Genomic DNA, 13,430 nt, shown 5'->3' with positions numbered 1-13,430 from the left:
AAATAAACCATGAACAGAAAATTACCCGTTACCGTTTTAAGCGGCTTTTTAGGAGCCGGAAAAACATCGTTATTGAACCATGTGCTGCATAACAAGGAGGGACGGAAAGTGGCTGTCATCGTAAATGATATGAGTGAGGTCAACATCGACGCGCAAGCCGTTGAGCGTGAGAATGTACTTTCGCGTACGGAGGAGAAACTGGTCGAGATGAGCAACGGTTGTATATGCTGTACATTGCGAGAGGATCTCATGGTTGAAGTAGAAAGACTGGCAAACGAGAATAGGTTCGATTATCTCTTGATCGAAAGTACAGGGGTATCTGAGCCTATTCCTGTCGCTCAGACATTCAGTTATGTCGATCCGAACAATGGTATCGATCTCTCCTCTTTTAGTTATATCGATACTATGGTGACTGTGGTGGATTGTTTCAACTTTTTCCGGGATTTCGGCAGTGCGGAGACGCTTTGGGACAGGGAACTTACGGATGATGATATGGATAACCGGACTATCGTTAACCTGTTGACCGATCAGATCGAATTCGCCAATGTCATCATACTGAACAAGGCCGACCTCGTATCGGACGAGACACTGGGCGTTCTAGAGGCGGCGATCCGTAAGCTTAATCCTGGTGCCAAAACCATCCGTACACAGTTCGGTCAGGTAGATCCGAAAGATATCATGGGCACGGGTGCATTTGATTTTGAAGAGGCCTCATCTTCTGCAGGCTGGATAAAAGAACTGGAAACCGAGCATACACCCGAAACAGAGGAATATGGTATCTCGTCGTTCGTCTTCCGTTCACAACGGCCGTTTCATCCACAACGGCTACATCAGTATCTTCATGAGGATTATCCACATAATATCATTCGGGCAAAAGGACTTTTCTGGATGGCATCCAGACCGGATATAGCAATCAGTTTTAGTCAGGCTGGCGGTAGTGTACGGTTGGAAAGTGCCGGCTCTTGGTGGAGCAGTATGCCGGAGGAAATGCGTTATCAGTATCCCACCTACGCGGAGATACGGAGCGATCTGATGAAACGCTGGCACCCCCAATGGGAAGATAGAAACAATGAACTGGTGTTTATTGGGCAGAATCTGGAAAAGGAGAAGTGTATAGCGGAACTGGAAGCCTGTCTATTAACGGAAGAGGAAGCCGATGACTGGCGCTTTACATGGTGGAAGGATGAATTTCCAAAAAATATTTAATACCTGTAGAATATGAACAAATTTGATGTTATTATTATTGGCGGCAGTTATGCCGGCCTCTCGGCTGCGATGGCGCTCGGTCGATCATTACGCAATGTGCTTATCATCGACAGCGGATTGCCGTGTAACCGTTTTACGCCGCATTCGCACAACTTTATTACGCATGACGGTGCGGTGCCGAAAGATATCGCAGATAAGGCCAGGTCGCAGGTGCTTGCGTACCCTACGGTAGCATTCTTTTCGGGACGTGCCATCAGCGCGCATAACGGGGCGGATGGCTACCAAATACAAGTGGAGGGAGGCGCGTCATATATGGCGCGTAAGCTCGTGCTCGCGACAGGCGTTCGCGACTTACTCCCTGATATACCCGGCTTTGCTGAAAGCTGGGGAAAGACGCTCATACATTGTCCTTACTGCCATGGCTACGAATTCAGAGGTAAAAAAACGGGTATTATGGTCAACGGGGAAAAGGCGCTACACTTGGCCTCACTGGTGAACAACCTTACAGACAACGTAACGATACTGACCAACGGAAATGCAGATTTTTCTAAGGAGAATACGGCAAAATTGGTTTCGCGTGGCATCAGCATTGAACAGGAAAGGATCGTGTCAATTGAGCAGGTAACCGGAAATATCCATGGCGTCACCCTAACCGACGGCCGTCTCCTGGATTTCGAAGCTCTGTATGCTGCACCACCGTTCGAGCAACATGCGGGTATATATAGCGATTTGGGCTGTGAGCTGACAGAATCGGGCCATATCAAGGTTGACCAGTTCCAGCAGACCAGCGTGAGCGGTGTGTTTGCGTGCGGAGATTGCGCTGGGATGATGCGCTCGGTAGCTTATGCGGTCGCAACGGGTAATATTGCTGGTGCCATGGTCAACCACCAGATGGTGCAGGAAAATTTCGTAACATAGCTTCTTCCTCTGTTATGTCTGCGCTGACATCTGTAGGGTGACTCTCCATGATGAATTGATCGTCTGCCGTTAGTTTCTGGAGAAATTTGTTCATATTGCTGTATTTTAATGCGGAGTCGTGCTGACCTGGTCTTCTGAAATGGTAATAACGATAGGCTCACTGTTGGCTACGCCGCTGATATTTTCTCCTATATATTGTAAGGTGTAGGAACCAGCTTTTTCTATTTTATATCCGTGTTTCAGGTCAAAGCTTACGGATTTCGTTTCACCCGGCGCCACGGCATGGTAGGTCTCTGCGGGTGGTGGCATCACCCGGCGAGTCATCGCGCCTATGTACGCGATGTCATTTTCCGCTTGGTCTGTAACATTAAGAAATTTACTCATCATGCCTTCAAATGGCGTATGGTATTGGGTGAATTTCAAGGTGTCGTCGGTAGGGTTGGTGACGTTGAATTTAATTGTGATGGCACCGTGAAGTGCATAATTTTCTTCGCCAGTTAAAGTGGCATATAATGTAGAATCATTTCCTACTTTATTGCTGTTCGCGGTATTTACGGATTTGCATTGTATCGTCAGTCCCAAGATAGCTAATACAACAGCAGGTTTTAAGGTGCTTTTTATCATTGTTTGTTAATTACACGGAAAGGTCAATCAAAATTACTGCCAAATATCATTATTCGGAGATGAATTCAAATCAAAGCTTTTGCGAAACTCCAAAGGTGTCTGATTTGTTTTTTGTTTGAATAGTTTGCTGAACGACTGCGAGTGTTCAAAACCAAGCTGGTAGGCAATTTCACTAACCGAAAGCGGTGTATTCGATAGTTTCTCTTTCGCTCGCTCGATAACTTTATGCTGGATATGTTGCCGGGTATTCTGACCGGTAAGGTGTTTTAGTGTACTGCTCAGATAATCCGACGAGATATGTAGTTCATTGCTCAGGTATTGTACGGTAGGTAGGCCTTTGTCCAGCAATGCGTCGCTTTTAAAATAACGATCTAATGCCTTTTCGAACCGGGTTAGGATTTCGTGATTGCTTTGGTCTCTGGTGAGGAACTGCCGTTTATAGAAACGCTCGGAATAGTTAAGCAGCAATTCGATTTGGGAAATAATGATGTTCTTACTGAAATCATCCATATTGCCTGAATATTCCTGCTGGATTTGTCCGAATATTTCTAGGATAATCTTTTCTTCCTTTTCAGATAAGAAAAGGGCTTCATGGACCTCGTATCCGAAGAACGCGTATCGCTTCATCTTCTCCGCAAGACTCGTGTTCCACAGAAAATCAGGATGAATCAATAAGATATACCCCGAAGGAGAGCGGTTTACGTCGTCCTCGGTATACAGGACTTGGAGTACTTGCTGCGGAGCAAAAAACGTCATTAAGCCTTCGTCAAAATCATAGGATTGCTGCCCGTAACGGTATTTCCCGACGACGTCTTTTTTCAGGGCAATGCTATAAAACGATTTTAAGTATTGAAAACGTCCCTCGGTCTTGAGAAGGTCTCCGTAGTTCACTACGCTGATGAGTGGGTGATCAGGAAGCGGTATGCCGTTCAACCGGTGAAATTCAGTAATCGTATCGATTCGGATTAATTCGTTCATATGCGCTGTTCCATTAAGAAAAGTAGAAGATACAAACTTCTACTTTTCTTTTTACATTTTTTGTTAAATGTTCATGCCTCCTGAAACTTCGATACGCTGTGCGTTGATCCAGCGGGCATCTTCCGTACATAAAAACGCCACCACGCTGCCGATGTCTTCGGGTAAACCTGCACGACCTAACGCCGTGACCGAAGCAACGGCCTGATTGAATTGCTCATTGTCACGAACAGCGCCACCACCAAAGTCTGTTTCTATGGCGCCGGGAGCGATAGTGTTCGCCCGGATGCCTTTGCTGCCCAGTTCTTTTGCCAAGTAGCGGGAGAAAACTTCGATACCGCCCTTCATCATGGCATAGGCGGCATAGCCAGGCATGCTGAATCTGGTCAACCCGGAAGAGATATTGATGATTCCTCCGCCCGGGTTAAGTAGCGGAATGAGTTTTTGTGTTAAGAAGAATACGCCTTTTAGATGGATAGCCGAGAGGGTATCGAACTGCTCTTCTGTGGTTTCTGTAATAGGGTTAACAACCCCGATGCCTGCATTGTTGACTAAAAAATCAATTGTTTCTTGTCCGCGTTTTTCTTTTAGGCTGGTTCGAACCTCCGCAATGACGGAATCAAAGATGTCTGTTTTTGAAGTGTCCAGTTGTATGGCAAAGGCCCGCTGGCCTTTTGCTTCAATGGCTTCAACTACTTTGGTGGCTTCTTCTTTGTTACTTTTATACGTTAGTACGACGTCTAAGCCTTTTTCGGCAATGCGCAATGCCATGTCTTTTCCTAAGCCGCGGCTTCCGCCTGTTACGAATGCTATTTTACTCATTGTTCTTCTTTTTTGATGACAAGACAAAGATCATTCTAATAAACAGTCGGTTTGTATCTCAATACGGGATAGTTGTAGTCGAACCCGACAATATTTACAATTCGGTATTATTGTAATTATTATTTGGATTAGTTCTAAACAAAATATAGATTTGTCGTCGATTTGTCTGTATGGAAGCCGGCAGTCGGATCCGACGACGTGACATAAGGAACTACAACCGTTAAAAAATAATATGCGAAAGATTACGACCGGGGCATTTCTCTTCTTGTGCCATTTACTATTTTTGGAGATATTGCCTAAAGCGTCTTCAGCGCAACAGGGGCCAGTGGACCAAACGACCACTACGTTGAACACAAAGCAGAACCGTACAGCTGATTCGGTTAAAAATGAAAAACTTCAAGAAGTCTTGGTGACAGCCAGCCGTATGCCCGAGCGGATCGATGAAGTGCCATCTTCTGTGACGATACTGGGAAAGGAACAGATCGAACAGCAAATCAATATTAACCCGTCCATCAGCGAAATTTTGGCATTTACAGTGCCGGGCTTAGGACCGTCTACCAACAAGGCGACTAACTCGGGGCAGACTTTGCGTGGCCGTAGCGTGTTGGTATTGATAGATGGGATACCGCAATCTACGCCGCTGATGAACGGCAACCGGGATATCCGTTCGCTCGACCCGGCCATTATTGAACGTGTGGAGGTTATCAAGGGTGCAACATCAATTTATGGTAACGGATCGGGAGGTGGTATTATAAACTATATTACTAAGAAGCCCGATGCGGATAAACGCATTGCGGGACAGACCTTTTTAGGATTAAATGGTCATCCGGGATCGCTTAACAATTCAGTCGGGTACAGGCTGTCGCAATCTTTCAGCGGGACGCTCGACAAATTTTCGTATGTGGCGAGTGCAACCTATAATTACACTGGCTTGTTGAAAGCTGCCGATGGAAGTGTCCTTGGACAGGAAGATGGGCTGGGACAATCCTACGCGCTGAACACGTTCGCAAAAGGCCAATATCGATTTAACAAACGGAGCGAACTTACCGTGGCGTATAGCTTTTTCAAGAGTTTGCAGAACAGTGACTATGTGGTGGAACCCGGTGTATATGGTGAACGTCCGGCTATAGGAGTAAAGGGTGAAGATCCGGGTGCACCTGCTGGAACTCCACAAAATCATAACGTGTTTGCCACGTATACGCTGCGTGATCTGCCATTCCACACCGAGATGGATTTAACGGGGTATTTTCACCAATTCCTCTCTACGAACCGCTATGTAGCCAAGGCAAATGGATGGTACGGGCCGGGACAGACGCAGATCAGTTCCAAAAAGAAAGGTTTGCGCCTGAATTTACTTACTCCTTTCGGTAACGGACGGATAAAGGGTACGGTAGCCTATGGAATGGACCTGCTGGAGGATGACACCTACCAGCCACTGCTAGATGGCCGTGTTTATATACCAAATATGGATATGACCAATATTGCGCCGTACGCTCAGCTAAAGATAGATATGTTTGACCACCTGATATTCAAAGGGGGCATCCGCTATGAGAATGCACAGGTAGATGTAAAAGATTATCAAACGCTCCCTAAAGATGCCGATGGCGGGGGAGTAGTAGCTGTTAAAGGTGGACGGATTAATTATAAAAGTGCGATGTTTAACGCAGGACTTCGTTATAATAAGTACGAATATTTTAATCCTTTTGTCAGTTTCTCTCAAGCGTTTGGCCTGAATGAGTTAGGGCGCATATTAAGGGCTGCAACGGTTCAGGATATGGCACTCCTGCAGACGGATCCAATCATCACGAATAATTATGAGGCTGGGTTTAGCAGCCGCTTTTCAATTTTTAACCTAACGGCGGCTTATTATATCAGTACGTCGAAATTGGGAGCAAATTTGGTGGCCAACGAGAGTGGTACGCTATTGCCGCAGCGTAATCCCGAGAAAGTCCATGGCTATGAACTGACGCTTGACGCACAACTGGCGGCATCGCTTGGGCTAGGCGCCACTTATGCTTATGTGGAAGGTAAAGCAGAAAAAGAAGACGGCACCAAAGAATATCTGGGATTTGCACGTATTGCACCGCCGAAGGCAACGGCATACGCAAGGTACCGTGCAACGGATCAGCTGGACCTGCAGCTTTTTTGGGTGTACACCGGAAGCAGGGATCGTTTTGATCCGCAGGAGGATGGTCGCTATAGGGTTGGAACTGGTCCGGTTAAATCGGTCAGTATTTTTAACCTAAGCGGCTCCTATCAATTGCATAAAGCGGTGCGTGTAGGTTTCGGAGTTGAAAACATCTTCAACAAATCGTTTTACCCATTTTATAGTCAATATAGTGCAGACAATCTTCGGTACACGATGGGTAATGGCGCCCGCGCAAGTTTAAACCTGACCTATACGTACTGATGCGCTTATTGAAGAAGCTAAATGGATGGTTACATTTGTGGTTAGGTTTAATAACAGGCCTAATCACTTTTATTGTCAGTATAACGGGCTGTCTCTACGTATTTATTGATGAAATAAGAGAGATAGCATATCGTGATAGATGCTATGTACAGATAGAAAATATTCCATACCAACCGCTTTCGGTCATGATTGCGCAGGCGCAAGCTGCCGTACCGCTTTCATACGAGATTGCCCGAACTGATATACAGCCTGCTCCCGGCCGCACGTGGGTATTTCGGGCGGGAACAAAATATAGGGTGTATGTCAACCCTTACACCGCGGAAGTTGTCTATGTGGAAGACCAAAACAAGGAGTTCTTTCGCGTTGTGCTCGAACTGCACCGAAACCTGCTCTTAGGGAAGGAAATCGGACAACCCATAGTGGCATATTCTATCCTCGTCTTTTTATTGCTTTGCCTAAGTGGACTTGTACTCTGGTGGCCTAAAAAATGGAATCGAAAGCACATGAAAAGGTCATTTACGGTTAAATGGAAGGCTTCTTTTAAAAGATTGAATTACGATCTACATAACGTTTGGGGATTTTATATGTTAATCCCTGCCTTAGTGCTGGCCATGACGGGTTTAGTTTATTCCTTTTCTTGGTTTGACCAAGCTTTCACGTATAGTTTTAGTGGAGGACAGCATCGCACGGCGTGGGAAATTCCTAAGTCATCGCCAACGGAAGGTTCCCACATGGGGGCTTTGGATAGTGCGTTTGCTGATGTGTTGCGACGCTATCCGAAGGCAGATATGGTGTCGATGCGTGTTCGGGAAAAGGTAGACGCTCCTTATGATTTTCAGATCCGGATGCTAAAAGGCAGAACGTACCACTTCGAGTGGTCATATTATGATAGGCAAACGGCTCAGTTGTTGTATTCTTATGGTACCAACGACCTAAATACTGCGGATAAGATTCGTGCCTTGAATTTCGATCTCCACGTCGGCTCTTTCATGGGATTGCCTAGCAAAATTTTTGCTTTCATCTGTTCGATGTTTTGCGCAAGTCTTCCTTTAACGGGTTTTTTGATATGGTACAACCGGAAATGGGGAAAGAAGAAAAAACGTCGTGCCCAATCGACGGAAAAAAAATGTTCATAATGGGGCAATGATGAGCTAGCTACTGACATGCTGTTGTCATCCATCTATTTATTTTTGTTTTTGAACAAATTATAAAAAGGTATGATAGACAAACAGAATAGATCAGAACAGCAAACTTACTTGCAACAAGCCGGCTCTGGGATGATAAACCTGCCGGCTGAACGGGTCGCGACAAACGAAACCAATACCGATAGCCCGACATATGGTGAAAAATGCGATTCGGAGATAGAAGAAGGAACGCTAATGGAGAGTGATATGACCGAACACGCACAAAGGCTTGCAGTAAACTATGTCAGAAGTTTACTGCTGTTTTAAAGCCCCGTCAGCATCTTTAATCCTCCCTAGATCCATCGTCTGCCATACGGACTACCTTTGGGGAGAATTTAGCTACAATATCGACCAGATCGGATTGAGCGGCCATTACGGTATAGATGTCTTTGTATGCCATAGGCGCTTCGTCCATTCCGGCGCCCAATAGCGAAATACCGTGGTGCTCTAGCATGGTCTTTAAATCGGCGGCCGCTAATGTTTTGATGGCTTGTGTACGACTCATCAACCGCCCTGCGCCGTGCGAGGCGGAGTTGATGGCGGTTTCTTTGCCTTTGCCGCGAACCAAAAAACCTGGGGTAGCCATTGAACCCGGAATGATACCCATTGTATCTTTACTTGCCGGGGTGGCACCTTTACGATGAACGATCACTTCTTCTCCTTCAAACTGCTCTTTCCATGCAAAATTGTGGTGGTTCTCGACCTTGGCCAGCAATTCGGCACCCAATGCTGTTTTGATCTTATCGTGGATAACCTCATGGCAGGCCGAGGCATAATCGCCGGCTAGATTCATGGCTAACCAATATTCCTGTCCTTCAGCAGTATTTAGATCCAGATAAGCCAGATTTTGGGCCGCGTAAGGTAGCTTACAGATATCCTTGGCGAGTTTGGTATAATGACCCGCAATGGTTGCACCTAGTCCACGCGAACCGGAATGCGTTAATAGTGCTAGATATTTCCCACGCGCTACACCTAGGTTTTCATCTGCCTCGGTAAAGTCTATCACGCCAAACTCCACAAAGTGATTCCCTCCACCCGAAGAACCTAGCTGCGTCCATGCTTTGTCTTTCAACGATCGGATAAGATCGTGTGTATCAAACAGCTCGTTGTCCAAAACAGGGTGGTCCACGCGCTCGTGTTTTAAATAACCATGGCCTGCTCCAAAACGTGTATTGGCCAAGAGCACTTTCTTTAGGTTCTCCCGGTTGGTGTCTAAATAATCGCTCGGTAAATCAAATACCGAAAGCGCCATTCGGCAACCAATGTCCACACCTACACCGTAAGGGATAACGGCGTTATTGGTCGCTAACACACCACCAATGGGTAAGCCGTAACCTTGGTGGGCATCGGGCATCAAAGCACCCGCAACGGTGACTGGCAACGTCATAGCGACGTCCATCTGCTTCTTGGCTCCTTCTTCGATATGGTCTTCGCCATATACAGCATACTCATCTGGGGTTTCGTTCAAAGAAATCGTTTCTTTTTCGATCGCGTCAATATTTAACAGGACCTCGGCCAAAGGTTTAAAGGTCTTGTCGTTTAAATAAGACTCTGGGCGGTCCAGCACGTCCTTGAATTTTGCCAACATTTGCTCTCGACTGAAACCGAGTCTTTTCTTGTTGATCTTCAACGCCACGCCCATCGCGTGGTTTTCTTTATATCCTAAGGCAAGTAAGTCGTTGCCGTTAATTCTTTTATTTTCCATTTTTTCACACTTCGGTAGCTACCTTCGCAAATTTATTTCTGTACTCAATAGGGGTAAGCCCCGTAATCTTCTTAAAAGTATCTCGAAATGCTTTTGTGTCGGTATAACCTACATCGAACATGATCTCGCTGACGTTCTTTCGGGACGCTTCAAAGAAATTTTTAGCGGCTTCTATCCGTACTCGCTGGATATACTCGATGGGGGTGTTATTGGTGGCTTCCTTAAATCGTCTTTCAAAAGTTCGGCGGCCGATGTGGACTAAATTGGCTAACATCTCGATGGATATTTTATCCTGATAGTGGGTTTCAATGTAGTCTTGCACTTTTTTGATAGCGTCATCGCCATGATTCCGCTGTCCTTTGAATATCGCAAATTGGGATTGGCTATCCCGCCCGATATCCAGCGCAAAATATTTGGAGATCATGATGGCCGTTTCTCTGTCGGAAAACTTTTCTACCAGGTATAGAATGAGGTTCCATAAACTACTTGCTCCACCACTGCTGTAAATATTGTCGTGCTCGGTAATAATTGCACCGTCTTCGACTTCCACATGAGGATATAGTTCTCTGAACTCGTTTACATGCGCCCAGTGTGTGGAACATTTCTTACCGTTGAGCAATCCAGTTTCGGCTAAAAGAAAGGCTCCGATACATAAACTGGCGAGACATGAACCTTTTTCGTACAGTTTTTTAAAATAGGGGATCGCTTCTGCGTTGGCTTGGATCCCTTTGATCGTGTCACCGAAAGTTGGGGGAATAATCAATAGGTCCGTGGTGGCTACGTCTTTGAGTAGCCTATTGGTTTTGATTACGTATTCGCCATTGTTGGCTGGTACATATTCTTGCAGACCGACGTATTCGACCGTAAAAACGGGCTTTTTGCCGAAGACGGTGAGGAACTCGTTGGCAGTTTGAAAGGTTCTGAACGGCGGTGTAATCGCCTCGATAACACCAAACTCGGGAACATAGACAGAAATCTGCATAGTCATGAAATGATTTAAACGAAGTTAGCAAATTGTTTTGTCATAATTTACCCCTAAGGCTGTCGTTTTTACAATAGACGTAGTCGTGTATTCTTTGGTAATTTTGGATTGTAATAATTAATAATCAGAAGTTTAACAATGACAGAAGTAACAAGAATTACGGTAGAAGCAGTAGCAAATGCTCCCGTAGCAGATGTTTGGAAGGCATGGAACACACCAAGTGATATCATGCAATGGAACACGCCTGACCCAAGCTGGCATACGCCAAGCAGTGAAAATGATTTGCGAGTAGGCGGGAAGTTTAAAAACAGAATGGAAGCCAAAGACGGTAGCTTTGGTTTTGACTTTGAAGGCATTTATGATAGCGTTGAGCTACATAAAGAGATCTCGTACACGATGTCCGATGGCAGAAGGTCGACCACATTGTTTACTCCAGAAGGTGGTAAAACTACAATAGAGACCACGTTTGATGCGGAAACAGAAAATGATCCGGAATTTCAGAAACAAGGGTGGCAGGCTATATTGGACAACTTTGTGCGTTACGTTGAATCAACACAATCCTAAACCTTAATCTCTACTATTATGAAAAGAAATAAGATAATCTTTTGGGTCGCAACTACGATCATTATCCTGTGGGAAGGCGTTATGCCACTCAGTGCACTGCTTTTTTCACCAGAGCAAGCGACTATAGGTACTAGACCTTTGGGCTACCCCGATTACTTTGCATACGCATTGATCATATGTAAGGTACTGGGCGTGTTGGCTATTTCCTATCCGACAGCACCCGCTAAATTAAAAGAATGGGCATATGCCGGACTCACTTTCAATTTGATCTTCGCCTTCATCAGTCATGCCTGTGTAGATCAAAATATCGGCTTCATGCTGATGCCTTTGGTCGTGTTGGGTATTCTTGCTGTTTCTTATCGGTTTAATGCAAAAGTACAATAGTTCACTTAAAAAATAATATTAATCATGGAGAATTCAGTTTCATTACATCGAGTAATCAAGGCAAGCCCAGAAAAGGTTTTCCGCGCATTTTCGGATCCCATAGCTCATGCAACTTGGTTGCCACCATACGGCTTCGTATGTACCGTTCAACAGATGGACTTCGAGGAGGGAGGGAAGTATCATATGACATTTATAAATTTCAGTACGGGGAATGGCCACTCATTTGGCGGAACGTATGTGGAAATAAAGCCGAATGAGTTTATAAAATATACCGATAAGTTTGACGATCCCGCGCTACCGGGAGAAATGACAACAACCGTATGGCTGAATAAGGTTTCATGTGGTACAGAACTGAAAGTGGTACAAGAGGGGATTCCCGAAGCAATTCCTGCAGAGATGTGCTATTTAGGTTGGCAGGAGTCCCTGGAGAAATTAATCAAGTTGGTAGAACCGGAAATACCTGATGGGCAATAAACTATGATCGTTTCTAACCATGCTAAATGTGCGAGTGCTGTCTTCATTACTTTTTCTGGTAACTGTAGGGAAGCACTCGCCTTTTACCAAACTTGCTTTGGCGGTTCACTGCTGTTCGAACCTTTTGAAACAGGATGGCAGGGGCATCCAGAAAAGCCTATCGTTATTGGCTCGCTTTTTTCTGACAGTATTATTATTCATGGGTCAGATCTTGTATATAATGAAGGAAGGAAAGTTGGCAATTATATGGCCGTTTTTCTGCATTGCAAGACGCTGGGTGAAAGGCAGGTATTAATTGAAAAGCTCGAATTTGATACCGCACATTCTGCCACCGTCGATCACGAGAGCCAGAAATTGGTAGAGATCGTTGATAGGTTTGAGGTGAGGTGGATATTGGCCGTGTGATTATTTACTCATTCTTCAGTTTTCCTTTAAATACCTTTCTGAATTTTTCCAGCTTGGGTTTAATGACCATTTGGCAATAAGCTTCGTTCATATTATTGACATAGTAATCCTGATGATAGTCTTCTGCCACGTAGAATTTACCATAGGGGCTGACCTCTGTTACGATTTTTTTCTCGTAGGCGCCTTCATCATTTAGTTGCTTGATGTAATAGTCTGCGAGCTTCTTCTGGTGTTCGTTGTGGAAGAAAATGGCCGAACGATACTGCGTGCCGACGTCTGCTCCTTGACGATTAAGCTGCGTGGGATCATGTGCGACAAAAAAGGCAGCGAGCAATTCATCATAAGAGATTTCGTCAGGATTGTAAACGATATTACAAGCCTCGGCATGCCCGGTTCTGCCCGTAGTGACTTGCCGATAAGTTGGATTGCGAACATGACCGCCTGTATAGCCAGATATCACGGCGGTAACACCGTTTAGCTGTTTGAATTGTTCTTCCACACACCAGAAGCAGCCTGCTGCAAATGTCGCGGTATCTGTTATTGCATTGACGGTGCGATATTCATCGGCATGGTCTGAAGTGCTGTCGGATTTCGACTGCGCGCAAGAGAATGAAACAGTAAATAACAGGAAGAAAATCAATCGGCTGCTATAGGAGCTGCTGTGTCCAAATTCCATCATAATATCTTATTAACTTCTATAAAGTTACGGATTCTAGATGAGAGACGGGAATAAGAATATTCCATTGATAGTTCATAAGCCGATTAGCAAATCTAATC

General features: G+C 45.2%; 16 protein-coding genes. 9 read left to right on the top strand and 7 right to left on the bottom strand.

Annotated elements, in window-relative coordinates:
* Positions 1 to 9: 9 nt before the first annotated feature.
* Both G5B43_RS08940 and G5B43_RS08935 read left to right on the top strand, forming a co-directional pair.
* A complete protein-coding gene (locus G5B43_RS08940) occupies positions 10 to 1,206 on the top strand; it encodes a GTP-binding protein (RefSeq protein ID WP_165294390.1) in 1,197 nt (398 codons plus the stop codon).
* Positions 1,207 to 1,218: 12 nt separating this feature from the next.
* Positions 1,219 to 2,124, top strand: coding sequence for an NAD(P)/FAD-dependent oxidoreductase (locus tag G5B43_RS08935; protein WP_165294389.1), 906 nt, complete (start codon positions 1,219 to 1,221; stop codon positions 2,122 to 2,124).
* Here G5B43_RS08935 and G5B43_RS19510 read toward each other — a convergent pair.
* The 4 genes from G5B43_RS19510 to G5B43_RS08920 form a co-directional block, all read right to left on the bottom strand.
* On the bottom strand, positions 2,087 to 2,218 hold the full coding sequence (locus G5B43_RS19510; protein WP_262887171.1) for a hypothetical protein: 132 nt from the start codon (positions 2,216 to 2,218) through the stop codon (positions 2,087 to 2,089). The two genes, G5B43_RS08935 and G5B43_RS19510, sit on opposite strands and share 38 nt — an antisense overlap.
* Before the next feature lie 11 nt (positions 2,219 to 2,229).
* The gene (locus G5B43_RS08930; protein WP_165294388.1) at positions 2,230 to 2,748 is read right to left on the bottom strand and encodes a hypothetical protein; all 519 of its coding nucleotides are present in this window, start codon (positions 2,746 to 2,748) and stop codon (positions 2,230 to 2,232) included.
* A gap of 33 nt (positions 2,749 to 2,781) precedes the next feature.
* Positions 2,782 to 3,726, bottom strand: coding sequence for a helix-turn-helix domain-containing protein (locus tag G5B43_RS08925; RefSeq protein WP_165294387.1), 945 nt, complete (start codon positions 3,724 to 3,726; stop codon positions 2,782 to 2,784).
* A 63-nt stretch (positions 3,727 to 3,789) separates the two neighbouring features.
* Complete coding sequence (locus tag G5B43_RS08920) at positions 3,790 to 4,545, bottom strand: SDR family NAD(P)-dependent oxidoreductase (RefSeq protein ID WP_165294386.1); 756 nt, start codon at positions 4,543 to 4,545, stop codon at positions 3,790 to 3,792.
* Positions 4,546 to 4,777: 232 nt separating this feature from the next.
* Here G5B43_RS08920 and G5B43_RS08915 point away from each other — a divergent pair, with 232 nt between their 5' ends.
* The 3 genes from G5B43_RS08915 (at position 4,778) to G5B43_RS08905 (ending at position 8,406) form a co-directional block, all read left to right on the top strand.
* Entirely contained in the window at positions 4,778 to 6,955 is a 2,178-nt protein-coding gene (locus G5B43_RS08915) for a TonB-dependent receptor (protein WP_165294385.1), read from the top strand.
* A gap of 8 nt (positions 6,956 to 6,963) precedes the next feature.
* A complete protein-coding gene (locus G5B43_RS08910) occupies positions 6,964 to 8,091 on the top strand; it encodes a PepSY-associated TM helix domain-containing protein (RefSeq protein ID WP_165294384.1) in 1,128 nt (375 codons plus the stop codon).
* Positions 8,092 to 8,172: 81 nt separating this feature from the next.
* Complete coding sequence (locus G5B43_RS08905) at positions 8,173 to 8,406, top strand: hypothetical protein (protein WP_165294383.1); 234 nt, start codon at positions 8,173 to 8,175, stop codon at positions 8,404 to 8,406.
* A gap of 16 nt (positions 8,407 to 8,422) precedes the next feature.
* On the opposite strand, the gene G5B43_RS08900 is transcribed toward G5B43_RS08905, so the two are convergent.
* On the bottom strand, positions 8,423 to 9,844 hold the full coding sequence (locus tag G5B43_RS08900) for an RtcB family protein (protein ID WP_165294382.1): 1,422 nt from the start codon (positions 9,842 to 9,844) through the stop codon (positions 8,423 to 8,425).
* Between the two features lie 4 nt (positions 9,845 to 9,848).
* The gene (locus tag G5B43_RS08895; RefSeq protein WP_165294381.1) at positions 9,849 to 10,826 is read right to left on the bottom strand and encodes a GlxA family transcriptional regulator; all 978 of its coding nucleotides are present in this window, start codon (positions 10,824 to 10,826) and stop codon (positions 9,849 to 9,851) included.
* A 138-nt stretch (positions 10,827 to 10,964) separates the two neighbouring features.
* Here G5B43_RS08895 and G5B43_RS08890 point away from each other — a divergent pair, with 138 nt between their 5' ends.
* Genes G5B43_RS08890 through G5B43_RS08875 form a run of 4 tightly spaced genes read left to right on the top strand, consistent with a single transcriptional unit; the run spans position 10,965 to position 12,653 of the window.
* Positions 10,965 to 11,390 carry an SRPBCC family protein gene (locus G5B43_RS08890; protein WP_165294380.1) on the top strand — a complete coding sequence of 142 codons (426 nt, stop codon included), beginning with the start codon at positions 10,965 to 10,967 and terminating at the stop codon, positions 11,388 to 11,390.
* An 18-nt stretch (positions 11,391 to 11,408) separates the two neighbouring features.
* Complete coding sequence (locus G5B43_RS08885) at positions 11,409 to 11,774, top strand: DoxX family protein (protein WP_165294379.1); 366 nt, start codon at positions 11,409 to 11,411, stop codon at positions 11,772 to 11,774.
* Between the two features lie 21 nt (positions 11,775 to 11,795).
* Entirely contained in the window at positions 11,796 to 12,248 is a 453-nt protein-coding gene (locus G5B43_RS08880) for an SRPBCC family protein (protein ID WP_165294486.1), read from the top strand.
* Between the two features lie 3 nt (positions 12,249 to 12,251).
* On the top strand, positions 12,252 to 12,653 hold the full coding sequence (locus G5B43_RS08875; protein WP_165294378.1) for a glyoxalase: 402 nt from the start codon (positions 12,252 to 12,254) through the stop codon (positions 12,651 to 12,653).
* A 4-nt stretch (positions 12,654 to 12,657) separates the two neighbouring features.
* Here G5B43_RS08875 and msrA read toward each other — a convergent pair whose 3' ends face one another.
* On the bottom strand, positions 12,658 to 13,332 hold the full coding sequence (gene msrA, locus G5B43_RS08870; protein WP_240904807.1) for a peptide-methionine (S)-S-oxide reductase MsrA: 675 nt from the start codon (positions 13,330 to 13,332) through the stop codon (positions 12,658 to 12,660).
* Positions 13,333 to 13,430 lie beyond the last annotated feature (98 nt).

Origin of the sequence: Sphingobacterium sp. SGR-19, from assembly GCF_011043555.1 — a bacterium.
GTDB lineage: Bacteria > Bacteroidota > Bacteroidia > Sphingobacteriales > Sphingobacteriaceae > Sphingobacterium.
The sequence above is the reverse complement of the archived record's forward strand: the minus strand, read 5'-3'. Positions and strand labels throughout refer to the sequence as shown.

Excerpts from the sequence above, each read along its gene's own strand:
- G5B43_RS08895 (WP_165294381.1), bottom strand. The coding sequence starts at position 10,826 with ATGCAGATTTCTGTCTATGTTCCCGAGTTTGGTGTTATCGAGGCGATT.
- G5B43_RS08915 (WP_165294385.1), top strand. The coding sequence starts at position 4,778 with ATGCGAAAGATTACGACCGGGGCATTTCTCTTCTTGTGCCATTTACTA.
- msrA (WP_240904807.1), bottom strand. The coding sequence starts at position 13,332 with ATGATGGAATTTGGACACAGCAGCTCCTATAGCAGCCGATTGATTTTC.
- G5B43_RS19510 (WP_262887171.1), bottom strand. The coding sequence starts at position 2,218 with ATGAACAAATTTCTCCAGAAACTAACGGCAGACGATCAATTCATCATG.
- G5B43_RS08925 (WP_165294387.1), bottom strand. The coding sequence starts at position 3,726 with ATGAACGAATTAATCCGAATCGATACGATTACTGAATTTCACCGGTTG.
- G5B43_RS08940 (WP_165294390.1), top strand. The coding sequence starts at position 10 with ATGAACAGAAAATTACCCGTTACCGTTTTAAGCGGCTTTTTAGGAGCC.
- G5B43_RS08905 (WP_165294383.1), top strand. The coding sequence starts at position 8,173 with ATGATAGACAAACAGAATAGATCAGAACAGCAAACTTACTTGCAACAA.
- G5B43_RS08900 (WP_165294382.1), bottom strand. The coding sequence starts at position 9,844 with ATGGAAAATAAAAGAATTAACGGCAACGACTTACTTGCCTTAGGATAT.
- G5B43_RS08935 (WP_165294389.1), top strand. The coding sequence starts at position 1,219 with ATGAACAAATTTGATGTTATTATTATTGGCGGCAGTTATGCCGGCCTC.
- G5B43_RS08890 (WP_165294380.1), top strand. The coding sequence starts at position 10,965 with ATGACAGAAGTAACAAGAATTACGGTAGAAGCAGTAGCAAATGCTCCC.
- G5B43_RS08930 (WP_165294388.1), bottom strand. The coding sequence starts at position 2,748 with ATGATAAAAAGCACCTTAAAACCTGCTGTTGTATTAGCTATCTTGGGA.
- G5B43_RS08875 (WP_165294378.1), top strand. The coding sequence starts at position 12,252 with ATGATCGTTTCTAACCATGCTAAATGTGCGAGTGCTGTCTTCATTACT.
- G5B43_RS08920 (WP_165294386.1), bottom strand. The coding sequence starts at position 4,545 with ATGAGTAAAATAGCATTCGTAACAGGCGGAAGCCGCGGCTTAGGAAAA.
- G5B43_RS08885 (WP_165294379.1), top strand. The coding sequence starts at position 11,409 with ATGAAAAGAAATAAGATAATCTTTTGGGTCGCAACTACGATCATTATC.